19 protein-coding genes are annotated in these 22829 nt (G+C 55.2%); 8 read left to right on the top strand and 11 right to left on the bottom strand.

The window, feature by feature from the left end; genetic code table 11:
- The first annotated feature begins 3 nt into the window (after positions 1-3).
- The 3 genes from ACO2Q8_RS08295 to ACO2Q8_RS08305 all read left to right on the top strand — a co-directional run bounded on the left by ACO2Q8_RS08295 (position 4) and on the right by ACO2Q8_RS08305 (position 4693).
- Positions 4-1014: an FAD binding domain-containing protein gene (locus ACO2Q8_RS08295; RefSeq protein ID WP_423344325.1), complete on the top strand. Its 1011-nt coding sequence runs from the start codon at positions 4-6 to the stop codon at positions 1012-1014.
- Positions 1011-3242 carry a xanthine dehydrogenase family protein molybdopterin-binding subunit gene (locus ACO2Q8_RS08300; RefSeq protein WP_423344326.1) on the top strand — a complete coding sequence of 744 codons (2232 nt, stop codon included), beginning with the start codon at positions 1011-1013 and terminating at the stop codon, positions 3240-3242. Before ACO2Q8_RS08295 ends, ACO2Q8_RS08300 begins: the two co-directional genes overlap by 4 nt.
- A gap of 167 nt (positions 3243-3409) precedes the next feature.
- Positions 3410-4693 (top strand): DUF6600 domain-containing protein, encoded by a 1284-nt coding sequence (locus ACO2Q8_RS08305; protein WP_423344327.1) that lies wholly within the window; start codon positions 3410-3412, stop codon positions 4691-4693.
- Between the two features lie 69 nt (positions 4694-4762).
- Here ACO2Q8_RS08305 and ACO2Q8_RS08310 read toward each other — a convergent pair whose 3' ends face one another.
- The 5 genes from ACO2Q8_RS08310 to ACO2Q8_RS08330 form a co-directional block, all read right to left on the bottom strand.
- The gene (locus ACO2Q8_RS08310) at positions 4763-5677 is read right to left on the bottom strand and encodes a helix-turn-helix domain-containing protein (RefSeq protein WP_423344328.1); all 915 of its coding nucleotides are present in this window, start codon (positions 5675-5677) and stop codon (positions 4763-4765) included.
- Positions 5674-6201: a YdeI/OmpD-associated family protein gene (locus ACO2Q8_RS08315; RefSeq protein ID WP_423344329.1), complete on the bottom strand. Its 528-nt coding sequence runs from the start codon at positions 6199-6201 to the stop codon at positions 5674-5676. The genes ACO2Q8_RS08310 and ACO2Q8_RS08315 overlap by 4 nt, the downstream gene beginning before the upstream one ends.
- Positions 6202-6226: 25 nt before the next feature.
- Positions 6227-8800, bottom strand: a complete 2574-nt coding sequence (locus ACO2Q8_RS08320) for a DUF5686 family protein (RefSeq protein WP_423344330.1) — start codon at positions 8798-8800, stop codon at positions 6227-6229.
- Positions 8801-8951: 151 nt separating this feature from the next.
- Entirely contained in the window at positions 8952-9515 is a 564-nt protein-coding gene (locus tag ACO2Q8_RS08325) for a GNAT family N-acetyltransferase (RefSeq protein WP_423344331.1), read from the bottom strand.
- A gap of 156 nt (positions 9516-9671) precedes the next feature.
- On the bottom strand, positions 9672-11036 hold the full coding sequence (locus ACO2Q8_RS08330) for a TrpB-like pyridoxal phosphate-dependent enzyme (protein ID WP_423344332.1): 1365 nt from the start codon (positions 11034-11036) through the stop codon (positions 9672-9674).
- 63 nt (positions 11037-11099) lie between these two features.
- Here ACO2Q8_RS08330 and ACO2Q8_RS08335 point away from each other — a divergent pair, with 63 nt between their 5' ends.
- Positions 11100-11516 (top strand): GNAT family N-acetyltransferase, encoded by a 417-nt coding sequence (locus ACO2Q8_RS08335; RefSeq protein ID WP_423344333.1) that lies wholly within the window; start codon positions 11100-11102, stop codon positions 11514-11516.
- Between the two features lie 58 nt (positions 11517-11574).
- Here ACO2Q8_RS08335 and ACO2Q8_RS08340 read toward each other — a convergent pair whose 3' ends face one another.
- The 3 genes from ACO2Q8_RS08340 to ACO2Q8_RS08350 all read right to left on the bottom strand — a co-directional run bounded on the left by ACO2Q8_RS08340 (position 11575) and on the right by ACO2Q8_RS08350 (position 14078).
- Positions 11575-12504 carry a polysaccharide deacetylase family protein gene (locus tag ACO2Q8_RS08340; RefSeq protein WP_423344334.1) on the bottom strand — a complete coding sequence of 310 codons (930 nt, stop codon included), beginning with the start codon at positions 12502-12504 and terminating at the stop codon, positions 11575-11577.
- Between the two features lie 149 nt (positions 12505-12653).
- Positions 12654-13757: a lipase family protein gene (locus ACO2Q8_RS08345; protein WP_423344335.1), complete on the bottom strand. Its 1104-nt coding sequence runs from the start codon at positions 13755-13757 to the stop codon at positions 12654-12656.
- Between the two features lie 18 nt (positions 13758-13775).
- Positions 13776-14078 (bottom strand): DUF3817 domain-containing protein, encoded by a 303-nt coding sequence (locus tag ACO2Q8_RS08350; protein ID WP_423344336.1) that lies wholly within the window; start codon positions 14076-14078, stop codon positions 13776-13778.
- 287 nt (positions 14079-14365) lie between these two features.
- Here ACO2Q8_RS08350 and ACO2Q8_RS08355 point away from each other — a divergent pair, with 287 nt between their 5' ends.
- Both ACO2Q8_RS08355 and ACO2Q8_RS08360 read left to right on the top strand, forming a co-directional pair.
- On the top strand, positions 14366-15532 hold the full coding sequence (locus ACO2Q8_RS08355) for a hypothetical protein (RefSeq protein WP_423344337.1): 1167 nt from the start codon (positions 14366-14368) through the stop codon (positions 15530-15532).
- A gap of 30 nt (positions 15533-15562) precedes the next feature.
- Positions 15563-15859 (top strand): HPF/RaiA family ribosome-associated protein, encoded by a 297-nt coding sequence (locus tag ACO2Q8_RS08360; protein WP_423344338.1) that lies wholly within the window; start codon positions 15563-15565, stop codon positions 15857-15859.
- Positions 15860-16106: 247 nt separating this feature from the next.
- Here ACO2Q8_RS08360 and ACO2Q8_RS08365 read toward each other — a convergent pair whose 3' ends face one another.
- From ACO2Q8_RS08365 to ACO2Q8_RS08375, 3 genes are all read right to left on the bottom strand, one after another.
- Positions 16107-16643, bottom strand: coding sequence for a DUF1028 domain-containing protein (locus ACO2Q8_RS08365; protein ID WP_423344339.1), 537 nt, complete (start codon positions 16641-16643; stop codon positions 16107-16109).
- A gap of 204 nt (positions 16644-16847) precedes the next feature.
- Positions 16848-18293, bottom strand: coding sequence for a Fe-S cluster assembly protein SufB (sufB, locus tag ACO2Q8_RS08370; protein WP_423344340.1), 1446 nt, complete (start codon positions 18291-18293; stop codon positions 16848-16850).
- A 137-nt stretch (positions 18294-18430) separates the two neighbouring features.
- Positions 18431-18919, bottom strand: a complete 489-nt coding sequence (locus ACO2Q8_RS08375) for an Lrp/AsnC ligand binding domain-containing protein (protein ID WP_423344341.1) — start codon at positions 18917-18919, stop codon at positions 18431-18433.
- Between the two features lie 632 nt (positions 18920-19551).
- Between ACO2Q8_RS08375 and ACO2Q8_RS08380 the strand changes: the two genes are divergently transcribed.
- Together ACO2Q8_RS08380 and lepA are read left to right on the top strand one after the other, a co-directional pair.
- Positions 19552-20778, top strand: coding sequence for a DUF819 domain-containing protein (locus tag ACO2Q8_RS08380; RefSeq protein WP_423344342.1), 1227 nt, complete (start codon positions 19552-19554; stop codon positions 20776-20778).
- Positions 20779-20932: 154 nt separating this feature from the next.
- Positions 20933-22720 carry a translation elongation factor 4 gene (lepA, locus tag ACO2Q8_RS08385; protein ID WP_423344343.1) on the top strand — a complete coding sequence of 596 codons (1788 nt, stop codon included), beginning with the start codon at positions 20933-20935 and terminating at the stop codon, positions 22718-22720.
- Positions 22721-22829 lie beyond the last annotated feature (109 nt).

Below are 22829 nucleotides of genomic sequence, written 5' to 3' on the forward strand. Positions count from 1 at the left end.
AGTATGAACAGTTTCTCGTATTTCCGGCCCGGCGATGTGGACACCGCCGTGGGCGAACTGGCGACGCACGAAGGTGCCAAATTTATCGCGGGTGGGACCAACCTGCTCGATTTGATGAAAGAGAACGTCGAGCGCGCCAACCGGTTGGTCGACATTAACCGACTGGCCCTCAATACCATTGAGGATACGGACGAGGGTGGCCTGCGGTTGGGGGCCCTGGTGACCAATGCTGAAACCGCCTACCACGAAAAGGTTGAAACCCGGTATCCGCTGTTGTCCCAGGCCATTCTGGCGGGAGCTTCAGCGCAACTGCGCAACATGGCGACCAATGGAGGCAACCTGCTCCAGCGAACCCGTTGCTACTATTTTTACGACACCCAAACGCCCTGCAACAAGCGCGAACCGGGTTCGGGTTGCGGGGCACTCAACGGGTTCAACCGCATCCATGCCATTCTGGGAACGAGCGGGCAACCCGCCGAATTACGCTGCATTGCCACCCATCCGTCGGATCTATGTGTGGCACTGGCGGCTCTCGATGCAACCATTCGGGTGACGGGGCCGCTGGGCGAACGGACCATTCCGATCGCGGACTTTCACCGCCTGCCTGGTGATGAACCCTGGCGTGATACAACCCTTCAGCCGGGCGAACTGGTGACCGCCATCGACCTGCCTGCCAACGGTTTTCCGGACTACCACACTTACATCAAAATCCGCGACCGGCAGTCGTACGCCTTTGCCCTGGTGTCGGTGGCCGTGGGGCTGGAGATTCAGGAAGACCGCATTGCCGATGCCCGGATTGCCCTCGGTGGGGTGGCGCATAAGCCCTGGCGGAAACCCGAAGCAGAAGCGATGCTGGTGGGGCAAACCATTCCGGACGCGGATTTTCGGGCGGTGGCTCAAGCCCTGTTGGCCGGAGCTGTAGGCTACGGGCACAATACCTTCAAAATCGAACTGGCGCACCGAGCCATTGTACGGGCCTTGCAACGGGCCGCTAAACTCGAACCGGAAGTATGACACCTTATATCGGAAAATCGGTCAACCGCGTCGATGGCGGAGCCAAAGTAACGGGCAAGGCTAAATATGCCGCTGAATATTTTGCTCCGGATTTGTTGTACGGCTGGGTAATTTCCAGCGGGATTGCCAAAGGGAAAATTACCCGGTTTCATACGGAGAAAGCTTTGAACCTGCCGGGTGTTGTGCAGGTGTTTACGCACGAAAACCGCCCGGGCATTGCCTGTTTTGACCTCAGCTACAAGGATCAGGACGCGCCCCCCGGTTCGCCGTTCCGGCCGTTGCGGGATGAAAAAATCCACTTTAGCGGGCAGCCCATTGCCCTGGTCGTGGCCGAAACGCTCGAACTGGCCCGGTATGCTTCTTCGCTGATTCGGGTTGATTATGAGGAGGAAGACCACGAAACCGTCCTGGAACATAACCTGCACCGCGCCCGGGAGCCGAAGTCGGGCGTAGCGAGTTTGCTGAAATCACCCCCGCCCAAACCGCGTGGAGATTTTGATAAAGCGTTTGAAGTCGCTCCGTTTCAAACTACAGGTCTGCACCTGCATTCCGTCGAACACCACAATCCGATGGAGATGTTTGCCTCTACTGTGGTGTACGAAAAGAACGGAAAACTGACGATCTACGACAAAACCCAGGGCGCGCCCAATAGCCAGTTGTACGTTTCTCAGGTGTTTAACCTGCCGTTCAAAGATGTGCGGGTGATTTCGCCCTACGTGGGGGGGGCTTTTGGTTCGGGCTTGCGTCCGCAGTACCAGTTGTTTCTGGCGGTTTTGGCCGCGCGCGAATTGAAACGGTCGGTGCGGGTGTCGCTCACGCGGCAGCAGATGTTTACGTTCGGCCACCGACCGGCTACGGTGCAGCAGGTGTCGCTGGGGGCCACGGCCGACGGCACCATCGACGCCATCCGGCACGATGCCATTGCCGAAACCTCCCGGTTTGAGGATTATTTCGAGATTGTCGTCAACTGGGCGGGGATGTTGTATCCGGCTCCGAATGTGAAGTTTACCTACAAGCTGGTGCCCCTCGATACGTTCACCCCGCTCGATATGCGGGCACCCGGCGGGGCCACCGGCGTCCCGGCCCTCGAAATGGAAGTGGACGAACTGGCCCACCAACTGGGCATCGACCCTCTGGAACTGCGGCTGAAAAACTACACCGAGCGGGATATGAACCAGGACCTGCCGTATTCGAGCAAGGAACTGCGGGAATGTTTCCGGCAGGGGGCCGAGCGGTTTGGCTGGGCGAACCGCAACCCCGCACCCCGTTCGATGCGGAACGGCCACACGCTGATCGGCTGGGGCATGGCGACCGGGATCTGGGAAGCCACGCAGGGGCCTTCCCGGGCCGAAGCCGTTCTGACGGTCAACGGAAAACTCCGCGTCACCAGCGCCACGGCCGACATCGGAACCGGTACGTACACCATCATGACCCAGATAGCGGCCGATACGCTCGGCATGCCCATCGAAGACGTTCTTTTCCGACTGGGCGACTCTGACATGCCGTTGGCCCCCATCGAAGGCGGTTCCTGGACGGCCGCAACCGTAGGCACGGCGGTGAAGGTGGCCTGCGAAGCATTGGGTAAAAAGTTATTTAAAATGGCGCAGAAGATGGTAAACTCGCCATTTGCCAATGCCAGATTCGATGATGTGGTGTTCGTCGATGCCCACATCCGGCTGAAAAACAATCCGTACGAAGCGGTATCATTGCTGGAAATTGTCGGGCAAAATGGTGGCCGGGCGGTGAGCGAAACTTCCACCTCGCTGCCGAACATGCTGGAGCAGCGGAAATACGCCCGGGCGGTACACTCGGCGGTTTTTGTGGAGGTGGAGGTGGATGAGGATTTCGGCACCGTGCGGGTGACGCGGGCCGTGACGGCCGTGGCTGGTGGGCGCATTCTGAACCCCAAAACCGCCCGTAGCCAGCTTATCGGCGGGATGGTCTGGGGTATCAGCAAGGCGCTGGAAGAGGAAAGTGTGATGGATCACCAGTTCGGGCGGTTTATGAACCACAACCTGGCCGAGTATCATATTGCCGTGAACGCCGACATTCCGGACATGGACGTGATTTTTGTCGAAGAGAACGATCCAATTGTCAATCCGCTGGGCGTAAAAGGTTTGGGCGAAATCGGGATTGTGGGCATGCCCGCAGCCGTCGCCAATGCAGTTTTTCACGCCACCGGAAAACGGGTGCGGAGCCTGCCGATCACGCTCGATAAGTTATTGTAGGAAGTTTATGATTTTAGTGTTTATGGTTTGGCGTTGAGGCAAATCGTCAGCTATTGAGCGGTTTGCGGTGAAACTATAAATTATAAACAATAAACTCCACACTGATTAAACCTTTGGTTCGTTGCCTGGTCAAAGAGCAGCAACGCCACTTTGACCAGGCAACGGCCATGAAAACACGACACTTCTTACCGGCTTTTGGGCTTCTTTTCTTCGTTCTTGCCACGCTTTTTGGGCCTCAGCGAGCCGTGGCCCAACCTGGCGTCGATTTACCCATTGAATCGTTCTACGACGAACTGGCCCCCTACGGTCAGTGGGTCCGTAACCCAACCTACGGCCAGGTCTGGATGCCGGAAGTAGACGGCGATTTTCAACCGTATGCCACCAACGGTCACTGGACTATCACCGAATACGGCAATACCTGGGTGTCGGATTACGACTGGGGCTGGGCACCGTTTCACTACGGTCGCTGGCTGTTCGACGACTATTATGGCCGCTGGATCTGGGTGCCCGACAGCGAATGGGGACCGGCCTGGGTTTCCTGGCGGTCGGGGGGCGGTTATTACGGCTGGGCTCCCCTCGGTCCGGGCATGGGCATCAACGTGAACATCAATATTAACCTGCCGTTCAACTACTGGACGTTTGTGCCGCAGGTGTATTTCACAAGCCCGCGCGTCTACAACTACTGCATTCCCCGGACGCGGGTCGTAAATGTCTATCACAATACAACGATCATCAACAATGTGTACCGGTACAACAACCGCAGTTACGGCTATGGGCCGCGTCGGGAGGAAATCGAGCGGTATAGCCGTCGGAGCGTGCCGGTTTACCGCGCCAACGATGTGGTTGTGCGACGCAATACGGGCGCTCGTGGGGGAAATGGATCTTCCTATTCGTCTGATCGGTTCAATAACCGGGGTGATTACACGGGCAACCGTCGGGGCGATGTGGCCGATAATGACCGCAACCCGAATCGAACGAACCGATACGAAAACGACCGGTTTCGTAACAGCCGGGGCGACAACGCCCTGAGCCGCCCGGACCGGTTTGAAAACCGTCCGGATATGAATAATCGACCAGATCTCAACAACCGACCGGACCATTTCGAAAACCGCCCGGACGTGAACAACGCGCCGAACCGAATCGAACGCTCGGACCGCAATGACTGGAACCGCAGCCGTCCTGAGCGGTTTGAAACGCCTTCTGAAAGCCGGGGAAATCGAACCTTCAATCCGGATGCCAACCGGCCTTCATTTGAACGGCGGTCGGAAAGCCGCCAACCCGAGTTGCAAAATCGTCGGGAAGGTCCAGCGGACGGCAACAACCGGACGTTCCAACGGCCCGAACGGAGCGTCGAACGCATTCAGCAACGCTCCGCCGAACCGCGGTCCCGTCCGTTTCAGAATGCTCCCAACCGGGGTGAAGGGGGTGGTTCGCGCCGGGGTCCACAGTAAACGACAAGAACTTTTGGAGCCGGTGGGCTTGGGCGGAACTTCCGCCCAAGCCCACCGGCTTTTTTATACCTACTGTTTCCAGGCCTTTTCAATCATTCGGCGAAACTCGGTGGGCGTCTGACCTTCGTACTTTCTGAACAATCGCGTAAAATAAGAAGGATCTTCCAGACCAACCTGGGCGGCAATTTCGCTGACGGACAGCTCACTCTGGCAAAGCAACACCTTGGCTTCGAGAAGTACGGTTTCGTCAATCCATTGCGTCGGCGATTTGCCGGTAACTGCTTTGACGGTTTTGTTCAGGTGATTGGGCGTGATGTGCAACAACGACGCATATTCCGTAACGCGGTGTTTGGTTCGAATGTGGGCAAAAAGCAGTTCCCGAAACCGGTTGGTAATCGTCACAGCAGCCACGGGTTCTTCCGTAACCGTCGGCTGGTATGCCAGATCAACCTCGCAGAGAAACGCCAGGAAATAGGCTTGCAGCAAATCAAGATGCTGTAGGCCGTACCGGGAATACTCCGTCAGGAGCCGGTTCAGTAACCGACGAAGAAACCGGGCTGATTCGGCTTCAGGCTGTAGTTTCGGATTCCCCCAGACCCGCAAGAAGGTGAACTCGTTCAACAGATCGTTGCGGGCAATCCGGCCAACCAGAAAGTCAGGATGAAAACCGCAGATGTAGCCCCGGTTCACGTCGTTCTCCCGAAATGAAAACACCTGCCCGGCCGGAACAAACAGTAACTCATGGGCGTGGATGGTAAAGCGTTCGCTGCCGATGGTCATGTTCGCTTCGCCTTCGGTCAGGTACAGGCAAGTGTGAATTGTGGAGCGGGAAGCCGGAACCGGGCGGGTCACGTGGCGGTACATATCTTCCAGTCGAAGAACGAAAAAACGCCGAAAATCATCTTTTAGCAACCCATCCAGTTCGTTGGAAGGCATAAACCGCGCCTTGAACGCCGGGGTGTCGTACAGTCGGATTTCGCTCATGACGTTTTCAGCCGGTCGATCATCTTGATGGCGCGGTCAACGCGGGTCTGCGGATTTTTGGCGCTGTTGATGTAGTACATGATCCCGCGTTGTTTGCCGGGTGTGAGGGCGTGAAACCGATTGTGTCCCTCGGGGTCGATGGCGAACAGTTCTACCAGTTCTTCCGGCATGTTGCGGCCGTATTCGCTCTCGTCTTTCCAGATGACGGCCCGCACGCGGTCGCCGAGCCGGAGCTTGCCCTGTTGCCGGAGCGGGGTGCCGATGTTGATAAAAAACGTACCGTCGCCCCGGGGCCGGAGGGCGCAGTGAAACTCGATAGTGCCGTTTAGCAGACACATCATCCGAACCGGGCTGGTACGGGTAAATTGTTGGGCAACATCATCCGGCACGGCGATGTAATGGGTTTTGTCGCGGTCGACAAACCGGTCGAGGACGGCATCAAAACCGACGGCTTCGGCCGGGGGAGTCTGGTCAGTCATGGCATGCGGGCTGCGGGCCGGAACCAGCCTAACGGTTCCGGCCAAGGCAAGTTACCGGTTTCGGGCCGGTTTACAAACCTAGTTGAAACGATACCTTCACCGCAAATGGCGTCACGTTGGGGTGTTGCCGGTAGGTCAGCCGGTGAATCGCTTCCACACGGACCAGTTTGAACATATTCTCCACGCCATACCCGACTTCCAGATACGGTTCGCGGCTGAGCGAAAACACCGGAGTCAGGGGTTGACCTGCTGCATCGTGGGTGGCCATCAGGTGTCGGTTCGATGCACGTAAGCTACCCCACAATATCTTGCCGGTCACGAAGTTGCGCCAGCCCAGCCGCCGGATCAACGGAATTCGGTTGGTTAGCAGCCCTTCAAATTTGTGCTCCAGCGAAACCGATGCATACCGGTCGCTGACAAACTCGGTGTAATTCATCAGGTTGTAGGCGTTGCGGTTGTAAAAAGGCGTCTGGTTGCCTACGTGCACCTGCAACAGCGGATAGGGCAGGGTCGAGGGCGTAAAGCCAGCCCGAACGCTGTACTGTGTCCGGCCGAACAAACCCCACCGCAGCGTGTGGTCGAGCTGAAGTTGCCATTTGTGATACTCCCCGAACGAACCTCCTTCGTAAGATGCCTCTCCGTAGGTGTACCGCAGGCCGATCGTGGGGGCGGTTTCGGTCGGTCGGCGCTGAATCCGGCGTTTGGTTATCCGGCGGCTCGGCAACCGGCCCGGGGCGTAGCGAAACTCCAGAAACGCTTCGGTGCCCCCAAAAGCCGAGTTGACAACGGGTTGCTGGGAATCGGCATCGGGTCGGCGGAACGCAAACGGAAACAGCGGATCGATGTGCCGGTACCGAATACCCACCGTCTGGATGAAATCGGTACCCAAATCCCGCTGGACGGATAAGACCGTTTCGTCCTGGTAAAAGGCGTGCCGGTAGCGGCCAAACCGGCTGGTGGTGCGCAAAAACGGATTATCGGCCAAGTCTTCCGTTCGGAAACCGAGTTGCTCCAGATCGTAGCTGCTTTTCAGGCTGATGAGTGTCAGCGGATGGCGTGTCGGAATGTAGTTGATTTCTCCGCCCATTTTCCAGCGATGGTCGCGGGTTCCGTAAGCTCCGTAGGCCGCGAGTTGCCAGGTCCGGCTGAAGTCGTTGTTGGTTTGCAGGCCCAGCCGCAGCCGGTGGCCTTCAATAGGGTTGTACGCCCAAAGCGAGAAAGCCGAACCGACTTCCAACCCTTTGGTCAGGGGCAGATAACCGCCGTTGAGCACAAACTGCCCGGCCTGGCTGGCAAACCGGATGAGCGGAAGGCTGCGCAGCGTGTCGAGCAGGGCTCGTTTCTGCTGGTGTTCCTCCGCATAGGGGATATCCTGCCGTTGAGTCTGCCAGTAATCGGGGGTGCTTTCCGCCCGGTTTTCGGCCATCTCAATGGGATTGTTAAAGAAACTGACCGGTTTGGGCTGGCTAACCAGCGGCTGGCGTACGGTGGTGAGGTAATCGACCGTCGCGCCGAACGTATTCGGAATCACTTCGTCAACCTGAACGGTAAACCGGGTCACCTCAGGTAGCCAGGCGGTGCCCGACGCGGTTTCGTAGGTCTGATCGATGTCAATCTGCTTGATAAAGTTGATGTTGGCCGTCGGGTCGGTTTTCGCTTCGATCTGGACGAGGGCATAGCTGGCCGTATCGATCCACATTTTGCCTTTCAGCACCAGGTCGCGCTCGTTTTTCGGGTCGAAGTCAACCACGTAACAGGTATGTAGCCCAACCTGCGCGGTATCAGCCAGAAAATACGTGTAGGCCGTTCGCCCGCCGTCGGCCAGGGGCGACAGAAATTCTTTTTTTAACAGACTGACGGTGTTCTGGTAAAAGTTTACCGTATTAAAACCGGCTCCGGTGAACAGCGTAATAAAACTGTCGTCGGTGATGCCCAGGCTGTTGATGTTGGTTTTCAGGATGTGCTCTTTCTGGCGTTGTGGGTGGCGACGGGCGTAGAACTTCGAGACGGTTTCGGACAGGAAAACCGGTAAGCTCGAAGGAGCCTGTCCACCCTGTTTTTTCTCCAGCGTCCGCAGCATGGATTGTACCGGTTTTCGCCGACGGAAGCGTTCGGCCATGTCGCGGATGCTGATGGAAAGTCGGCTGTAGGCTTCGTATTCGTAACCGTTCAGTTGGCCGAAATCATTCTGAGGGCGGTGGGCATGGATTTCGCGCAGAATGCGGTGCGCCGGATTGTCGCCCGCCCGAATGACGACCTCGTTCAGCAAAGCCGCCACCGGCTTCAGCGCAATCTGAAGCGGTTGGTCGAAAAGGGCCGTTGGAACGGCCAGCGTACTGGTCTGGTAGCCCATCGCCGAGACGAGCAGCGAATCTGCCCGGAGGGGCAGGGTAAGCCGGAACTGGCCGTTCTCATCCGCCTGCGTCCCGATCGGGTTGCCTTTGACGGCTACCGCAGCAAACGGCACGGCGGCTCCGGACGGTGTTTCGGTAATCCGGCCGACAATCGTTCGGGAACCCGATGCCGATTGTCCGAAAATCAAGCTTTGCGGTACAATGAGAGCAAAGAATAAACCAAAGATAAGCCCAAAAAACCGGTGCTGCCCGGCTGACTGCGTGTTCATTAGAAAAAAGCTGCGCTTCATGGTGTTTACGGTAACAGTTGCCCCGTAATGACCACGAAGATCCGCTTTCCCCCTATGCCCTCAGCGGTAAGTTTGTGCAAATGGTGTGATTGACCGTTTGAATCGTTACTTTTTAACGCCGAACTGATCCCGTTATCGCGAAGAAAACCGGCTATTCAACGGCGGGATCGGTGGCAAGTCGAGCGTAATAGACCGAGTCGAGAAACCGTGCGCCGAAGCGAATGTTTTCTCTAAAGTGCCCTTCCTTCCGAAAACCAGCCCGTTCCAGCACCCGAGCGGATGGCGTATTGGCCGGATCGACCACCGCAACAATGGAATGCAGTTTCAGGGTTTCAAAACCGTAGGCCAGTACCGCCCTGAGTGCTTCCTGGACGAGTCCCTGTCCCCGATAATCCGGGTGAAGCAGGTAACCAACTTCGGCCCGCGCATGCTCGGGCTGCATTCTGACGAAGCCAATGGTGCCTACGATGCGGGACAAATGGGGCAGGGCGATTCCCCAGGTGATGCGTTCGTTGGCAGCGACTCCCGCCCGAAAGTCTTCAATGAGGGCGGCTGCATCCGTTACCGTTTGGGCTGGTGGTCGCGGAATAAACCGCATGATGGCGGCATTCGACCGCAACACATACAGAGCCTCCTGATCCGAAAGCGTCATTTCCCGCAAGATCAACCGTTTGGTTTGTAGGGTGGGGAAGGGGGTAAAATCAACCGCTGGCATGGAGCATTTCGATATTCGGTGTTCGCTATTCGATGTTCGTTATTCGATGTTCGTTATTCGACATACGATATTCATTATTCGCTATTTAATGGTTTTTAGAACTTAATAGCGAATAACGAACACCGAATGTCAAATAACAAAGGGGAAAATGAGAAATTAAGCAATCAACGGCGTATCCAGTTCCGCCAGCGATGCCAGAATCTCTTCCTGCGTGACTTCATGTTCGACGAGTTTGCCGGATAAATACTGCTCGTAGGCCCCCATATCGAAATGGCCATGACCGCAGAGGTTGAACAGAATAGTTTTACTGGAGCCCTCTTCCTTCGCCCGCTCGGCTTCCCGGATGGCGATGGCAATGGCGTGCGTGGCTTCCGGGGCCGGAATGATGCCCTCGGCTTTCGCAAATTGAATCCCGGCTTCAAAACACTCCAACTGCTTGAGGGCCTGGGCTTCGATGAGGTTGTCTTTCAGCAACTGGCTCACGATGGCCCCCGCGCCGTGGTAGCGCAAACCGCCCGCGTGAATCGGTGCCGGAATGAAGTTGTGGCCGAGGGTGTACATTGGCAGCAGGGGCGTCATCCCGACGGTGTCGCCCAGGTCGTAGCGGAACACGCCCCGCGTCAGCTTGGGACAGGAAGCCGGTTCGGCGGCAATGCAACGGATGTTCTTGCCTTCTTCCAGGTTATACCGTAAAAAGGGAAACGTGATCCCGGCAAAGTTGGAACCCCCGCCGAAGGGAGCCACGATGATGTCCGGAAAATCACCGGCCTGTTCGAGTTGTTTGATGGCTTCGAGGCCGATGACGGTCTGGTGCATCAGCACGTGGTTCAGCACCGAGCCAAGGGCGTATTTTGTATTTTCGTCCTGAAACGCCAGTTCGACAGCTTCCGAGATGGCGATGCCCAGGCTGCCTGGGGAGTTGGGGTCGCCCGCCAGAATTTTCTTACCGGCTTCGGTGCGGTCGGAAGGCGAGGGGTAGACGCTGGCTCCCCAGGTGTTCATCATCAGTTTGCGGTACGGTTTGCCGTCGTAGCTGGCCCGCACCATGTACACCTCGCAGTCGATGCCGAACAACTGACAGGCAAAGCTCAGGGCGCTGCCCCACTGACCCGCGCCGGTTTCAGTCGTAATGCGCTTGACGCCCGCCTGTTTGTTGTAATACGCCTGTGGCACCGCCGTGTTCGGTTTATGCGAACCCGCCGGGCTGACCCCTTCGTATTTGTAATAAATCTTGGCGGGTGTGTCCAGCATTTTTTCCAGTCCGTAGGCGCGGTACATCGGCGTCGGACGCCAGATTTTGTAGATTTCGCGTACCTCGTCGGGAATGGCTACCCATTTATCGCTCGTCACTTCCTGTTTGATCAGCTCCATCGGAAACAGCGGAGCCAGCATTTCGGGGCCGATCGGCTCCTTCGTGCCGGGGTGCAGCGGAGGGAGCGGTTTGTTGGGCATATCGGCCACGATGTTGTACCAGTTTTCGGGGATGTCGGTTTCGTTTAGGAGAAATTTTTTCTGTGGCATTGGTTTCGTGGTTTTGAACGCTTGGGAAGCCCTAACTTAGCAATTTACCCGCTGTAATGTGTCATGGAAATTCAACAAATTAAGCCGGAAGAAACCTACGAGCTTCGGCATCGGGTGCTGTGGCCCGACAAACCGTTTGACTATGTGAAACTGGCGGAAGACGCTGAAGGCTGGCATTACGGTGCGTTCCGGGATGGAGAACTGTTGGCGGTCATTTCCCTGTTTGAACGGGACGGCGTGGCCCGATTCCGGAAGTTTGCAACCCGGCCCGATTGCCAGCGGCAGGGCCTTGGCACCTGGTTGTTGGAGCACGTTATTCGGGAGGCCGGGCGGCTGGGTGCCCACCTGCTCTGGTGCGACGCCAGGCTGTCGGCGGCCGGGTTTTACCAGCGGTTCGGCATGAAGCCGGACGGGGCGGTTTTTTACAAAGGCGAGATTCCCTACTCGAAATACGTACTGAAACTACCCCCAACCCCCTAAAGGGGGCTTTTGAATCCGGATGTTTCAGCCACTTTAGGGGGTTGGGGGTGAATTAATTTCATTTAAAACTATTAACCATGCTGTTGTGCAGCGTTCGGGGGCTCCAGTAGCCGCTGGCGATGATCCGGCGCACACTAAGCAGCGGGTTTTCGTCGTCGCGCTTTTTCTCCGCCAACTGGTAAGCCGCCAAATACCCTCGTTTTTTCAACTCAACGGTAGCTTCGTGATTCCAGAGGCCAAACGGGTAGGCGAAATGCCGAACCGGTTTTCCGGTGATCGCTTCCAGTTTTTTGGTCGGTTCTTCAATCTGCGTCACCCAATCGGGTCCCTGGTATTTCTTGACGTTGTGGTGGTCCCAGGTATGGCAACCGATGGCGTGGCCCCGGTCGGCCAGATCCTTGATCTGCTGCTTGTCCATGTACGGCTGGTAACCCCGGCGTCCGATGGCAACCGTCATGATGAAAAAAGCCGCCTTGAACTTGTGCTTTTCCAGAATGGGCGTAGCGGTTTCGTATTGGTCCAGATCACCGTCGTCGAAGGTAATCATGACCGGTTTGGGCGGCAGGGGCGCGCCCGTCGCCAAGTAGGCATACAACTGGTCGGGCAGAATGGCGTGATACCCGCTGTCGGCCAGCATCTTCATGTGGGCTTCAAAAACCGAGGTCGGGCAAATGTAATCTTTGGCGCTTTTCGTATCCTTGGCCCGCCATTCACGCACCTGGTGGTAACACAAAACCGGCACCTGCTTCCGGCTCAGGATAGTGGCCGCATCGGCAATCCTACCCGCCGGAATGCTGGCCGGATCGGGGGCGGTTTCCGAAACCGTCGTTGTCAGTGATGCGGGGTGGGCTGTAGTCACCGCTGCCGTATCTGGTTGGGTGTCGGCGGTTTGGGTGGTGGTTTCCTTGGTTTGCGAGCAGGAGAATACGGTTGCGGCTGTCAGTAGTGAAAGGGCAAGCGGGAATAGGGTACTTTTGGGAGAACTCATCTTCGTCCGAACGGCACAGCTTTATAGTGAAACGTGGTTTGTCTTCGGGCAAGATACGGAAAAGGTTTTGTTCCCGGCAAGCCCAACGCCGACCGTTTACTACTATTTTTTGATCCGACTCAGGAGCGGCTGATTATCAGTTCGATGATTTAGTTGGAACCGTAAATCCGTTTAGCGAGTGAATAATACGGCGCAAAAAAATGGTGCTGAAAGATTTTTTTCGGATCTTCCGGATATTCCCGCCGGTAGGTCTCGTCGGGTTGCAGGACAATGGGTACCCCGGCCCGCATGTAATTGCTGCTGTGTTCGTAGCGGGGCGGCTGAAACTGCGGCATCGATTTCCGAATCACTTTCGATACCAGCCCACCGAGGTACTTCTCGAAGGTCCGCTGCGATTTCTGGGATCGTTTGTTCAGCTTCCGGTAAATATTGCCTGCGTACAGCCGAACAAAGAGGGGTTGCTTCCGTAGAGCGGTTTTCACATCCCGGAATGGATTCGTCGGGTTGAAATCATCAAGGGTCTGGAGTGAAAACGGCGTTTCGGGCACCCAGTCGGCGGCATTGACCACCGTCAGGCCCCAGCCATTGCGGGTAATGTAGTCGTAGTCGTACGTGTAAAACAGGTTGCCCGGTTTCGGGGCTGCGCTGCAATACGTCTTCAGAATGAGGTCTTTGGGCAAGTCGCCCCGTTCCATCAAATAGTGCAGGTACGACCGCAGCAGGAAATTAATGGCGGCTCCCTGGCTGTGGCCCATCAGCAGAAACTCCCGCACCCCGCTGGCGTACTGCGCCCGAAGTTGGGTCAGGATGGTTGGTGCCAGACTGCCCAGCCCGATCACCCAGCCGATGTGGACCATCGCTTTCGGGTCATTGGCCAGTTTATACTCAAAATTCGTGCTGTCGTTGAGGGTGATCGAGCCGGTGGCGGGAACCATCGCGGCATAAAAGTTTTCGGCCCAGCTCGGCATGTCAGTCGTCGTGCCCCGGATGTCGATCACCGCTACCTTGTCCGAACGGACGAACAGTTGCCAGCGATTGAACAACCCCCCCACGGGCGAGCGGTACACGAATTTATACTCCGGTCCGAGCGGTGGCCGTTCTTTCAGTTCGATGGTATCGTATTGCATGGCCGCAACACCCAGCATTTCCAGGTATTCCTGAACCTGAAAGCCGGGCTTGAGCCGGTTTTGGGCCGGAAGCACGGAAGCGGTAGCCAGCAAAAATAGCAGGGCAAGTGGGTAACGGTTTTTCATACGCGGTAATAGGGTAGGTTAAGGCGTTTCTTCCTGTTTCAGCCGACCGTCGAGCCAGAACGTTCCGAAAGGTACCAGCGATGCCAGGAAGGCAACCCACACCCGTCCGAAGGACCAGCGACGTTCGAAGGTGACCGAAATTAGCGTAACAAGATACGCAATAAACAACACCCCATGCGCCCAGCCGACGACTTTAACGGCCTGCGGCAATCCGGCCCAGTATTTCAACGGCATCGCGATCCCGAGTAACACGAGGTAGGAGATACCTTCCAGGATACCAACAAAGCGAAAACGACCGAGGGCGGTTTTAGAAAATGACATAATCGATGACCAGAATGGAAGTACAAAGGTAGTCAGGGACGGGCATTTTGCGTGTTTCAGTCCAACGGATACGCTTGTATCAGATTGTTTTTATTATTCATCTGATTGTCAGTGTTTTAATCTAGTAAGGGCCTTTGCTGTTTAGCTGGTTTTTTATTAGAATATCGTTAGAATTGGCTTTGCGACAGGACAACCCGGGTGTGTTTTGGTTATTGAATGACAAGTTGATTGCTTGCTATTGTAGAACGTACCGGTTTCTGAACAAACCGGAAAAACATTGGAATTCTATGGTTTTGATTCATGCGGGAAAGGAAACGGTGCTCGAACTGGCCGATCAGGCGCACGAGCATTCGTTGTCCCTTTTTATTCCGACACACCGCCGGGGAAAACAAGTCCTGGAAGGACAAGATCAGATTGCCTTCAAGAATCACCTTCAGAATGTGCGGCAGAAATTGAAGGATAAGGTACTCAGGCAGCAGGACATCGACGCATTGATGGAACCGCTGGAAGCGTTGCTTGAAGACCCCGGTTTTTGGCGACATCAGCAGGAAGGATTGGCCGTATTCCGTAATCCGGACTACTTTGCGGTGTTTCACAGCCCGATGCCGCTGGAAGATAGTTACCGGCTTGACGCGCGGTTTCACGTGCATCCGCTGTTGCCGTTTGTACAGCCGTTCCCGGAGTATTATCTCCTGCAAATCGGGAAAAAAGATGTTTCGCTCTACCAAGCGAATCCGTTTTCCATCCAGCCGGTTGCACCCCATATTTCCATGCCGTCGGGCCTGGAAGCGGTGACGAAGTATTACGATTTTGAAGAAGAATTGCAGGGACGTACCCGGGGACCGGGCGGTATGGCAGCCTTGTACACCAGCGATGATTCGGACAACAAAGAGAAAGATCATTTGCTGGCCGATTATTTCCGGAAGGTGGATGAAGTCATCAAAGACGAGATTGGAACGAAAAATGTGCCGCTGGTGCTGGCTTCGGTGGCTTATTACCAGCCGATTTACCGGCAGATCAACTCGTACCCGCATTTGCTGGAAGAGGGGATCACGGGCAATTTCGACCACGTTCAGCCGGGCGACATGCACCAAATGGCGAACGACTTGCTGGAAGACCGTTTCGTGCAGGCTCGTTCCCGGCGCATGAGTCAGTACCAGCAGTCGGTCGGCAGTGGATTGACCTCCTCCGATCTTCCTCAAATTCTGGAAGCCGCCGTTATGGGCCGGATTGAGGTTCTTTTTCTCCGGACCGACGCCGAACGCTGGGGGCGGTTTAATCCCGAAACCCTTAACACAACCGTTCTGGAAACCCGGGAGCCTGATAGTGAGTCGCTCATCGACACGGCGGCTTTGCTGACGCTGCGGCAGGGCGGTGATGTGTATGTATTGGAAGAGATGGAGGGGCTCAATGAGCAGCCGGATGCCTTGGCTGCGGCTCTGTTCCGGTTTTAGTTCTTAGTTGTTTACCAAAAACCAAGTGTCATGGAATACACGATCGATTCAATCAAAATAGATTTGCAAACCGTCGGTTTTAATGAGTCGGAAGAACTGTTGGCGCAGGTCGAAAAAGAGCTCCGGCGAGTTATACGCTTTCGGTCCGACGTAGTGGCGGCTGATTTTTACCTGCGGGAAGAGGGTAGCAACCCCACCACCAACAAGGTGGTCCGGTGGCGGCTGGGCGTGCCAGGCAATGATTTGTTTGCGGAAGGCAGCGGTGGCTCCTGGGCGGAAGGGTTACGGGCCGCCAGTGATAAACTGCGACGGCAAATCGTTGACTAAATCGAGTGACACAACTCGATCAAAACCGCCGGGTTGATTAATCCGGCGGTTTTTGTTCATCGTTGAAAGGCCAAGCCGTCGATCAATTAAGTGGACGTTTGCTTTTCCAGCGTTCATACTTTCCATTCAGTCGCACAACCGCATTCATTCCCCCTCTTTTTTGACCAAAAAACTGTAGATTCAGGAAAGGATGCTTGTCGTCCGGTTTGGCCACCAGCAGAAAGGCGCTCGTGGCGCGTTGTTCCCCTCAGCGTCTGTCGCCCCCGGCTTCGGAACCGGCCACCAGCGCCCGCATCAGGGTTTCGTCAATTCGTAGATTCTCTTTTTGCCCCTGTAAAACCGCATCGAGGATCACCTGCAATTCCTGTTCATTGGCTAGTGTATTGCCCTGAACCGAAACCCCGTAAGCGGTCAACGCGCCTTTGTGAGCGTGGGTTGAATCGCCTGTGTAGGTTCGAGAGGCATCGGGATGAGCCAGCGTGACGACAGCGTATTGCTGGTGCTCGGGATCAAACTGCGGATCGCGCAGGGCCGCGATGATTTGCTCGGGAGAAGCTCCGGCCCGGATCATCTCCAGACCCTTTTTGCGGGCGTCGCTGTTGCTCATCGCCTGAACAATGATCGCTCCCTTGCCCGGAACGATCCGGCCAATGCCGTAGCAATTGGGTGTGCAGGACGCCCCGGCAATACCGATTTCTCCGGTTTTGGGGTCAATGAGGATTATCGACCAGGTAGCGTAGGAGGGAAGGGAGAAAAGAAGAAGTAAAGCAGCTAGCCGTTTCATCAAACGTTTTTTCTGAAGATGCTGCGCGTGGTTTTAAGGTTGCATGTGGGGAAATGGATTTCGGTATACGGTTTTCAGTTTACAGTACGGTCCCAGGCTGAGACTGACGCAAGACAAAGCGCCGAGTAACCCTATACCGAAAACCGTATACTGAAAAAGGCAAGCCTAAGCCTGCCTTTCCCATTTTTCATAAAACCGTATTAATTACCCAACGCTACCTTCCAGGCTGATTTCCAGCAACTTCTGGGCCTCGACGGCGAATTCCATCGGCAACTGGTTGAGGACCTCTTTGGCGTAGCCGTTAATGATGAGTGCGACGGCCTGTTCGGTCGGAATGCCGCGCTGGTTGCAATAGAACAACTGATCTTCCCCGATTTTGGAGGTCGTCGCTTCGTGCTCGACCGTCGCGCTCTGGTTGTTGACTTCGAGGTACGGGAACGTATGCGCTCCGCAGCGGTCGCCGAGCAGCAGGGAATCGCACTGCGAGTAGTTCCGGGCGTTTTCGGCCCGCTTGAACACCTGCACCAGCCCCCGGTAGGAGTTCTGGCTCCGGCCCGCCGAAATCCCTTTCGACACGATCCGGCTTTTGGTGTTCTTCCCGACGTGGATCATCTTCGTGCCGGTGTCGGCCTGCTGGTAGTTGTTCGTGACGGCCACCGAGTAAAATTCACCGATGGAGTAATCGCCTTTCAGAATGACCGACGGGTATTTCCAGGTGATGGCCGAGCCGGTTTCAACCTGCGTCCAGGAGATTTTAGCGTGAGCACCTTCGCAAATACCGCGTTTGGTCACGAAGTTGTAAATACCACCCCGTCCCTCTTTGTCACCCGGATACCAGTTCTGCACCGTCGAGTACTTGATTTCGGCTTCTTTGGCGGCTACGAGTTCCACAACGGCTGCGTGCAACTGGTTTTCGTCGCGCATCGGGGCCGTACAGCCTTCGAGGTAGCTCACGTACGAGCCTTCGTCGGCCACAATCAGCGTGCGTTCGAATTGCCCGGTTCCGGCTGCGTTGATCCGGAAATAGGTCGAAAGCTCCATCGGACAGCGTACGCCCTTCGGAATGTAGCAGAACGAGCCGTCGGAGAAAACCGCCGAGTTGAGGGCCGCAAAGTAGTTATCACGGGGCGGAACGACCGAGCCGAGGTATTTTTTGACCAGTTCGGGGTGTTCCTGAACGGCTTCGGTCATCGAACAGAAAATGATGCCGAGGTCCTTGAGTTTGTCTTTGAAGGTGGTGGCAATGGAAACCGAGTCGATGACGGCATCGACGGCCACGCCCGACAGCCGTTCCTGCTCCTGCAACGAAATGCCCAGCCGCTCGAAAGTCGCCCGCAGTTCGGGATCGATCTCATCGAGGCTGTTGACGGTTTTTTTCTGCTTCGGAGCCGAATAGTATTTGATGGCCTGGTAGTCGATGGCGGGGTATTTGACATTCGGCCAGTGCGGTTCCTTCAGCGTTTCCCAATAGCGGTAGGCTTTCAGCCGCCACTCCAGCATCCAGTCCGGCTCGTTTTTCTTGGCGGAGATAAACCGGACAATGTCTTCGCTCAGACCCGCCGGTGCCTCATCCGCTTCGATCAGGGTTTCGAAACCGTATTTGTATTCGGAGTTGGTAATACTCTCTAAAATTTCAACGTCTTTGCTCATGATGGGTTGCGGGATAATACACGCAAAAGTCTATAGGATAACAAAACGGAGGGGAGGTCTGTTCCGCAACGATTAGGCAAATATCGGAAAGTTTCGCCGTATTTGGTAGCCTCGGCGCATGGGAACCCGATCCGGAATTATTCCTTGTCCATCGGCACGTTCACGCCAAACGGGATCGGGCGGGAGATGCGTTCTTCCAGGGAAATAAAGGTTTCGGTCCGTTGAATACCGCTGACTTTCTGAATTTTGTCGTGCAAAACCTCGCGCAGGTGCTGGGTATCCCGGCAGACAATTTTGGCAAAAATGCTGTAAATCCCGGTTGTATAATGGATATTGACGACTTCGGGGATTTTGAGTAACTCAGTGGCCACGGTTTCGTAGAGGGAACTCTTGTCGAGGTAAATCCCCAGAAAACCGCTGATGTCCCAGCCGAGTTTCGTGTGATCGATGACCAGTTGCGAGCCCCGAACAATGCCCATCTGCTCCATTTTTTTCATCCGGACGTGCACGGTGCCGCCCGAAACAAAGATACGTTTGCCAATTTCCGTATAGGGCATGTTGGCATCTTCCATTAACAGGGTCAGGATTTTGAGATCGACATTATCAATCTCCAAATTTTTCTCCATTTCACGCGGGTATTTTTTAAACTATTCAACAAATTAAGTGGTATTTTGAGAAAACTGAAATTTTTTCAAAATTTTTATAGAGAATTTGTAAATAAGCGCCAATGTGTATTACCTTTGCATCGTTCAATCGATTCGGGCGAGTCAACTCAGTCGGTTGAACATTGTTCTCTCACACTGTAGGATGTCGAAATTGGCAGACGTGCCCTCCTGTCTCGGGGGTGGTGGTAACGGGATAAACGCAGCATAATGCCGCTTGCAAAAGCGACTGGGGTTGACCACCAGAAGTTGTACTGTAGCTAACCGCACCGTGGGTGGTTCGAGTCCCCCTCCTACAGCTCTGGCTAGATTTAAAATCAGCCGCAACAAAATGAATGGCTTCGGCAACCCGTTTTTCTGGGGTTGCATTCCGATTGGTTTTTAGTTTGTTGATGAAGTGTAATCTTAACACGCCGGCTCAGGTTGAAGCCGGCGTTGTTTGTTACTGGGATTACAGTGATTTTTTGTACTATGATTGCAGTGATTATATTGATGAAAGTGATAAGGTAAGGCAGTGTGTGGGTAATTTTGATGCTGTCCAGTCACTGCCCATTTATTCATCATACAAATCACTATCATCACCGTAATCCTAGTCTATGACGGATACCCTCACGCTTGGTGCGCTTTTTGTCATTCTGGCCGTGGTGCTGACCACTGCCGACAGCACCCACCCGTTCTGGCAACGGTTTTACCACTATGTTCCGGCCACGCTGCTCTGCTACTTTTTACCTTCTTTACTGAATACCTTCGGTTGGGTCGATGCCGAAAATACGGAACTGTATCCGGTCGTCTCCCGCATTTTGCTACCGGCCTCGCTCGTGCTTTTTACGCTTAGTGTTGATTTCAACGCCTTCCGGCGACTGGGCCGCAAATCCGTGTTAATGTTTGCGGCTTCGGCCATCAGCATCATGCTCGGCGGCCCGCTGGCCGTCTGGTTGACCGGTCTGGTGGCGCCTGAACTGGTCGGCGGAGAGGGGCCAGATGCGGTCTGGCGGGGTCTGGCGACGCTGGCGGGCACCTGGATTGGGGGCGGGGCCAACCAGACCGCTCTCAAAGAAGTGTTTCAGCCGAGCAGCAATCTATTTTCGGCCATCGTGACCGTCGATGTGTTTGTTTCCAACCTCTGGCTTGGCGTTTTGCTGTACGGCGCGAGTCAGTCTGCCAGGATTGACCGCTGGCTGCGGGCCGACGCCAGCGCCGTGGAGGAGGTGAAAGAACGCATCCGGCACCGGGTAGAAGCCATGCGGAGAATTCCAACTTCAACGGATTTAATCGTGATTTTAGCGGTCGGTTTTGGGGCTACGGCGGTGGCTCACGCGCTGGCCGATCAGATTGCGCCTTACATCGAGGCTCACTCGCCCTTGCTGAGCCAGTTCAGCCTGAATGCGCCGTTTTTCTGGATTGTTGGACTGGCGACGGCCATCGGTATTGGCCTGTCGTTTACCAAGGCCCGGAATCTGGAGGGAGCCGGAGCGTCGAAAGTAGCCTCGGTTTTTCTGTACCTGATGATTGCAACCATTGGGCTAAAAATGAATATTTTAGCCATTGCCGATCACCCCGGTTTGATCCTGGTGGGGCTGATCTGGATGCTCTTTCACGTGCTCCTCATGATCGGTTTCAGTCGGTTAATCCGTGCACCGTACTTTTTTCTGGCTGTTGGCAGTCAGGCCTGCATTGGCGGACCGGCTACGGCTCCGATCATCGCGGCCGCTTTTCATCCGGTGTTGGCACCCGTTGGGGTTCTGATGGCGATTTTGGGGTATGCCGTCGGCACTTACATGGGCTACGTCTGCGGCATTCTGATGCAACTGGCCTCGCCGTAGTTTTAGGCCGGTCGGCGGTTGAAAATGCAGGTTGCAGAAAGCGTTTTTACTACTTTATCCGTTAAACCGCTGTCAGGGTCTCTGACCGCTGACAGGGTTTGGGCTTTTTTGCGTAATTTTGCCAGTACACCGAGATAGAAACCGTTTTCACAGCGTGAAGCATATTCGTAATTTTTGCATTATTGCCCACATCGACCACGGCAAAAGCACCCTGGCCGACCGATTGCTGGAGTTTACCAAAACCGTAGGGGAGCGCGACATGCAGGCGCAGTTGCTCGATGATATGGACCTGGAGCGCGAGCGCGGGATCACCATCAAGAGCCACGCCATTCAGATGAACTACCTCTACAAAGGCGAACGCTACACGCTTAACCTCATCGATACGCCGGGCCACGTCGACTTTTCCTACGAAGTATCGCGTTCTATTGCTGCCTGCGAAGGTGCGTTGCTGCTCGTCGATGCCTCTCAGGGAACGGAAGCGCAGACGATTTCGAACCTGTACCTGGCGATGAACAACGACCTGGTGATCATCCCGGTTTTGAACAAGATTGACTTGCCTGGGGCAATGCCGGAGGAGGTAAAGGATGAGATGGTGGACCTGATCGGCTGCGAGCGCGACGAAATCATTCCCGCCAGCGGCAAAGAAGGCATTGGCATTGAGGACATTCTAAACGCGATTGTCGAGCGGATTCCGCCCCCGACCGGCGATCCGGACGGCGAATTGCAAGCCCTGATTTTCGACTCCCAGTTCAATTCGTATCGCGGGATCGAAGTTATTTTCCGGGTCAAAAACGGCCGGATTCGCAAGGGCGACAAGGTGAAGTTCATGGCAACCGGCAAGGAATATTTTGCCGACGAAATCGGAACGCTCCGGCTGAGCCAGGAGCCGAAAGAGGTCATCGAATGTGGCGACGTAGGCTACCTGATTTCCGGGATTAAAGTAGCCAAGGAAGTTAAAGTAGGGGACACCATCACGCACCTGGCAAACCCGGCTTCGTCGGCCATTCAGGGGTTCGAGGAAGTAAAACCGATGGTGTTTGCGGGGATTTACCCAGTCGATACCAGCGAGTTTGAAGAACTCCGGGAAGCGATGGAAAAGCTGCAACTGAACGATGCTTCGCTGGTCTGGGAACCGGAAACCTCGGCGGCTCTGGGATTCGGGTTCCGCTGTGGCTTCCTCGGAATGCTGCACATGGAAATCGTGCAAGAACGGTTGGAACGCGAGTTCGACATGACCGTAATCACCACGGTACCTTCGGTTCGGTTTGAAGTCATCACCACAAAAGGCCAAACATTGCAGGTCAGCGCCCCGGCCGATATGCCCGATCCCAGCAGCATCGACTGGATCGAAGAACCGTTCATCAAAGCACAGATCATCACCAAAGCCGAGTACGTGGGTGCCATCATCGGGCTGTGCATGGACAAACGGAGTCTGTTCAAAAACCAGGTTTATCTAACCGCCGACCGCGTCGAACTCCAGTTTGAAATGCCACTGGCCGAAGTGGTGTTTGATTTTTTCGACAAGCTCAAAACCATTTCGCGTGGCTATGCCTCGCTCGATTACGAGTTTATCGGCAACCGCGAATCGACGATGGTCAAGCTTGATATCATGCTGAATGGCGAGGGCGTCGATGCACTTTCGGCTATTGTGCACCGCGATAAAGCCTACGAATGGGGCAAAAAACTCTGCGAAAAACTACGCGAACTGCTGCCCCGTCAACAATTTGAAATTGCTATTCAGGCGGCCATCGGGCAAAAAATCATCGCCCGCGAAACCGTGAAGGCGCTCCGGAAAGACGTTTTAGCGAAGTGTTACGGCGGTGACATCAGCCGGAAACGCAAACTGCTCGAAAAGCAGAAGAAAGGGAAGAAGCGGATGCGCCAGGTCGGGAACGTCGAAATTCCGCAGGAAGCCTTCATGGCGGTTCTGAAGATCAACTAATTGGTTTACGGTTTTTCGGTATACGGTTTGATAGAACAGGGGTGGGCGTCGGTTTCGGCGAGGAAGCGCACTGTAAACCGAATACTGAAAACCGTAAACTTTTTCCTTT

Source organism: Larkinella sp. VNQ87, assembly GCF_049445795.1.
In the GTDB taxonomy this organism is placed as follows: Bacteria; Bacteroidota; Bacteroidia; order Cytophagales; family Spirosomataceae; genus Larkinella.

Excerpts from the sequence above, each read along its gene's own strand:
- ACO2Q8_RS08295 (WP_423344325.1), top strand. The coding sequence starts at position 4 with ATGAACAGTTTCTCGTATTTCCGGCCCGGCGATGTGGACACCGCCGTG.
- ACO2Q8_RS08300 (WP_423344326.1), top strand. The coding sequence starts at position 1,011 with ATGACACCTTATATCGGAAAATCGGTCAACCGCGTCGATGGCGGAGCC.
- ACO2Q8_RS08305 (WP_423344327.1), top strand. The coding sequence starts at position 3,410 with ATGAAAACACGACACTTCTTACCGGCTTTTGGGCTTCTTTTCTTCGTT.
- ACO2Q8_RS08310 (WP_423344328.1), bottom strand. The coding sequence starts at position 5,677 with ATGAGCGAAATCCGACTGTACGACACCCCGGCGTTCAAGGCGCGGTTT.
- ACO2Q8_RS08320 (WP_423344330.1), bottom strand. The coding sequence starts at position 8,800 with ATGAAGCGCAGCTTTTTTCTAATGAACACGCAGTCAGCCGGGCAGCAC.
- ACO2Q8_RS08325 (WP_423344331.1), bottom strand. The coding sequence starts at position 9,515 with ATGCCAGCGGTTGATTTTACCCCCTTCCCCACCCTACAAACCAAACGG.
- ACO2Q8_RS08330 (WP_423344332.1), bottom strand. The coding sequence starts at position 11,036 with ATGCCACAGAAAAAATTTCTCCTAAACGAAACCGACATCCCCGAAAAC.
- ACO2Q8_RS08335 (WP_423344333.1), top strand. The coding sequence starts at position 11,100 with ATGGAAATTCAACAAATTAAGCCGGAAGAAACCTACGAGCTTCGGCAT.
- ACO2Q8_RS08340 (WP_423344334.1), bottom strand. The coding sequence starts at position 12,504 with ATGAGTTCTCCCAAAAGTACCCTATTCCCGCTTGCCCTTTCACTACTG.
- ACO2Q8_RS08345 (WP_423344335.1), bottom strand. The coding sequence starts at position 13,757 with ATGAAAAACCGTTACCCACTTGCCCTGCTATTTTTGCTGGCTACCGCT.
- ACO2Q8_RS08350 (WP_423344336.1), bottom strand. The coding sequence starts at position 14,078 with ATGTCATTTTCTAAAACCGCCCTCGGTCGTTTTCGCTTTGTTGGTATC.
- ACO2Q8_RS08355 (WP_423344337.1), top strand. The coding sequence starts at position 14,366 with ATGGTTTTGATTCATGCGGGAAAGGAAACGGTGCTCGAACTGGCCGAT.
- ACO2Q8_RS08360 (WP_423344338.1), top strand. The coding sequence starts at position 15,563 with ATGGAATACACGATCGATTCAATCAAAATAGATTTGCAAACCGTCGGT.
- ACO2Q8_RS08365 (WP_423344339.1), bottom strand. The coding sequence starts at position 16,643 with ATGAAACGGCTAGCTGCTTTACTTCTTCTTTTCTCCCTTCCCTCCTAC.
- sufB (WP_423344340.1), bottom strand. The coding sequence starts at position 18,293 with ATGAGCAAAGACGTTGAAATTTTAGAGAGTATTACCAACTCCGAATAC.
- ACO2Q8_RS08375 (WP_423344341.1), bottom strand. The coding sequence starts at position 18,919 with ATGGAGAAAAATTTGGAGATTGATAATGTCGATCTCAAAATCCTGACC.
- ACO2Q8_RS08380 (WP_423344342.1), top strand. The coding sequence starts at position 19,552 with ATGACGGATACCCTCACGCTTGGTGCGCTTTTTGTCATTCTGGCCGTG.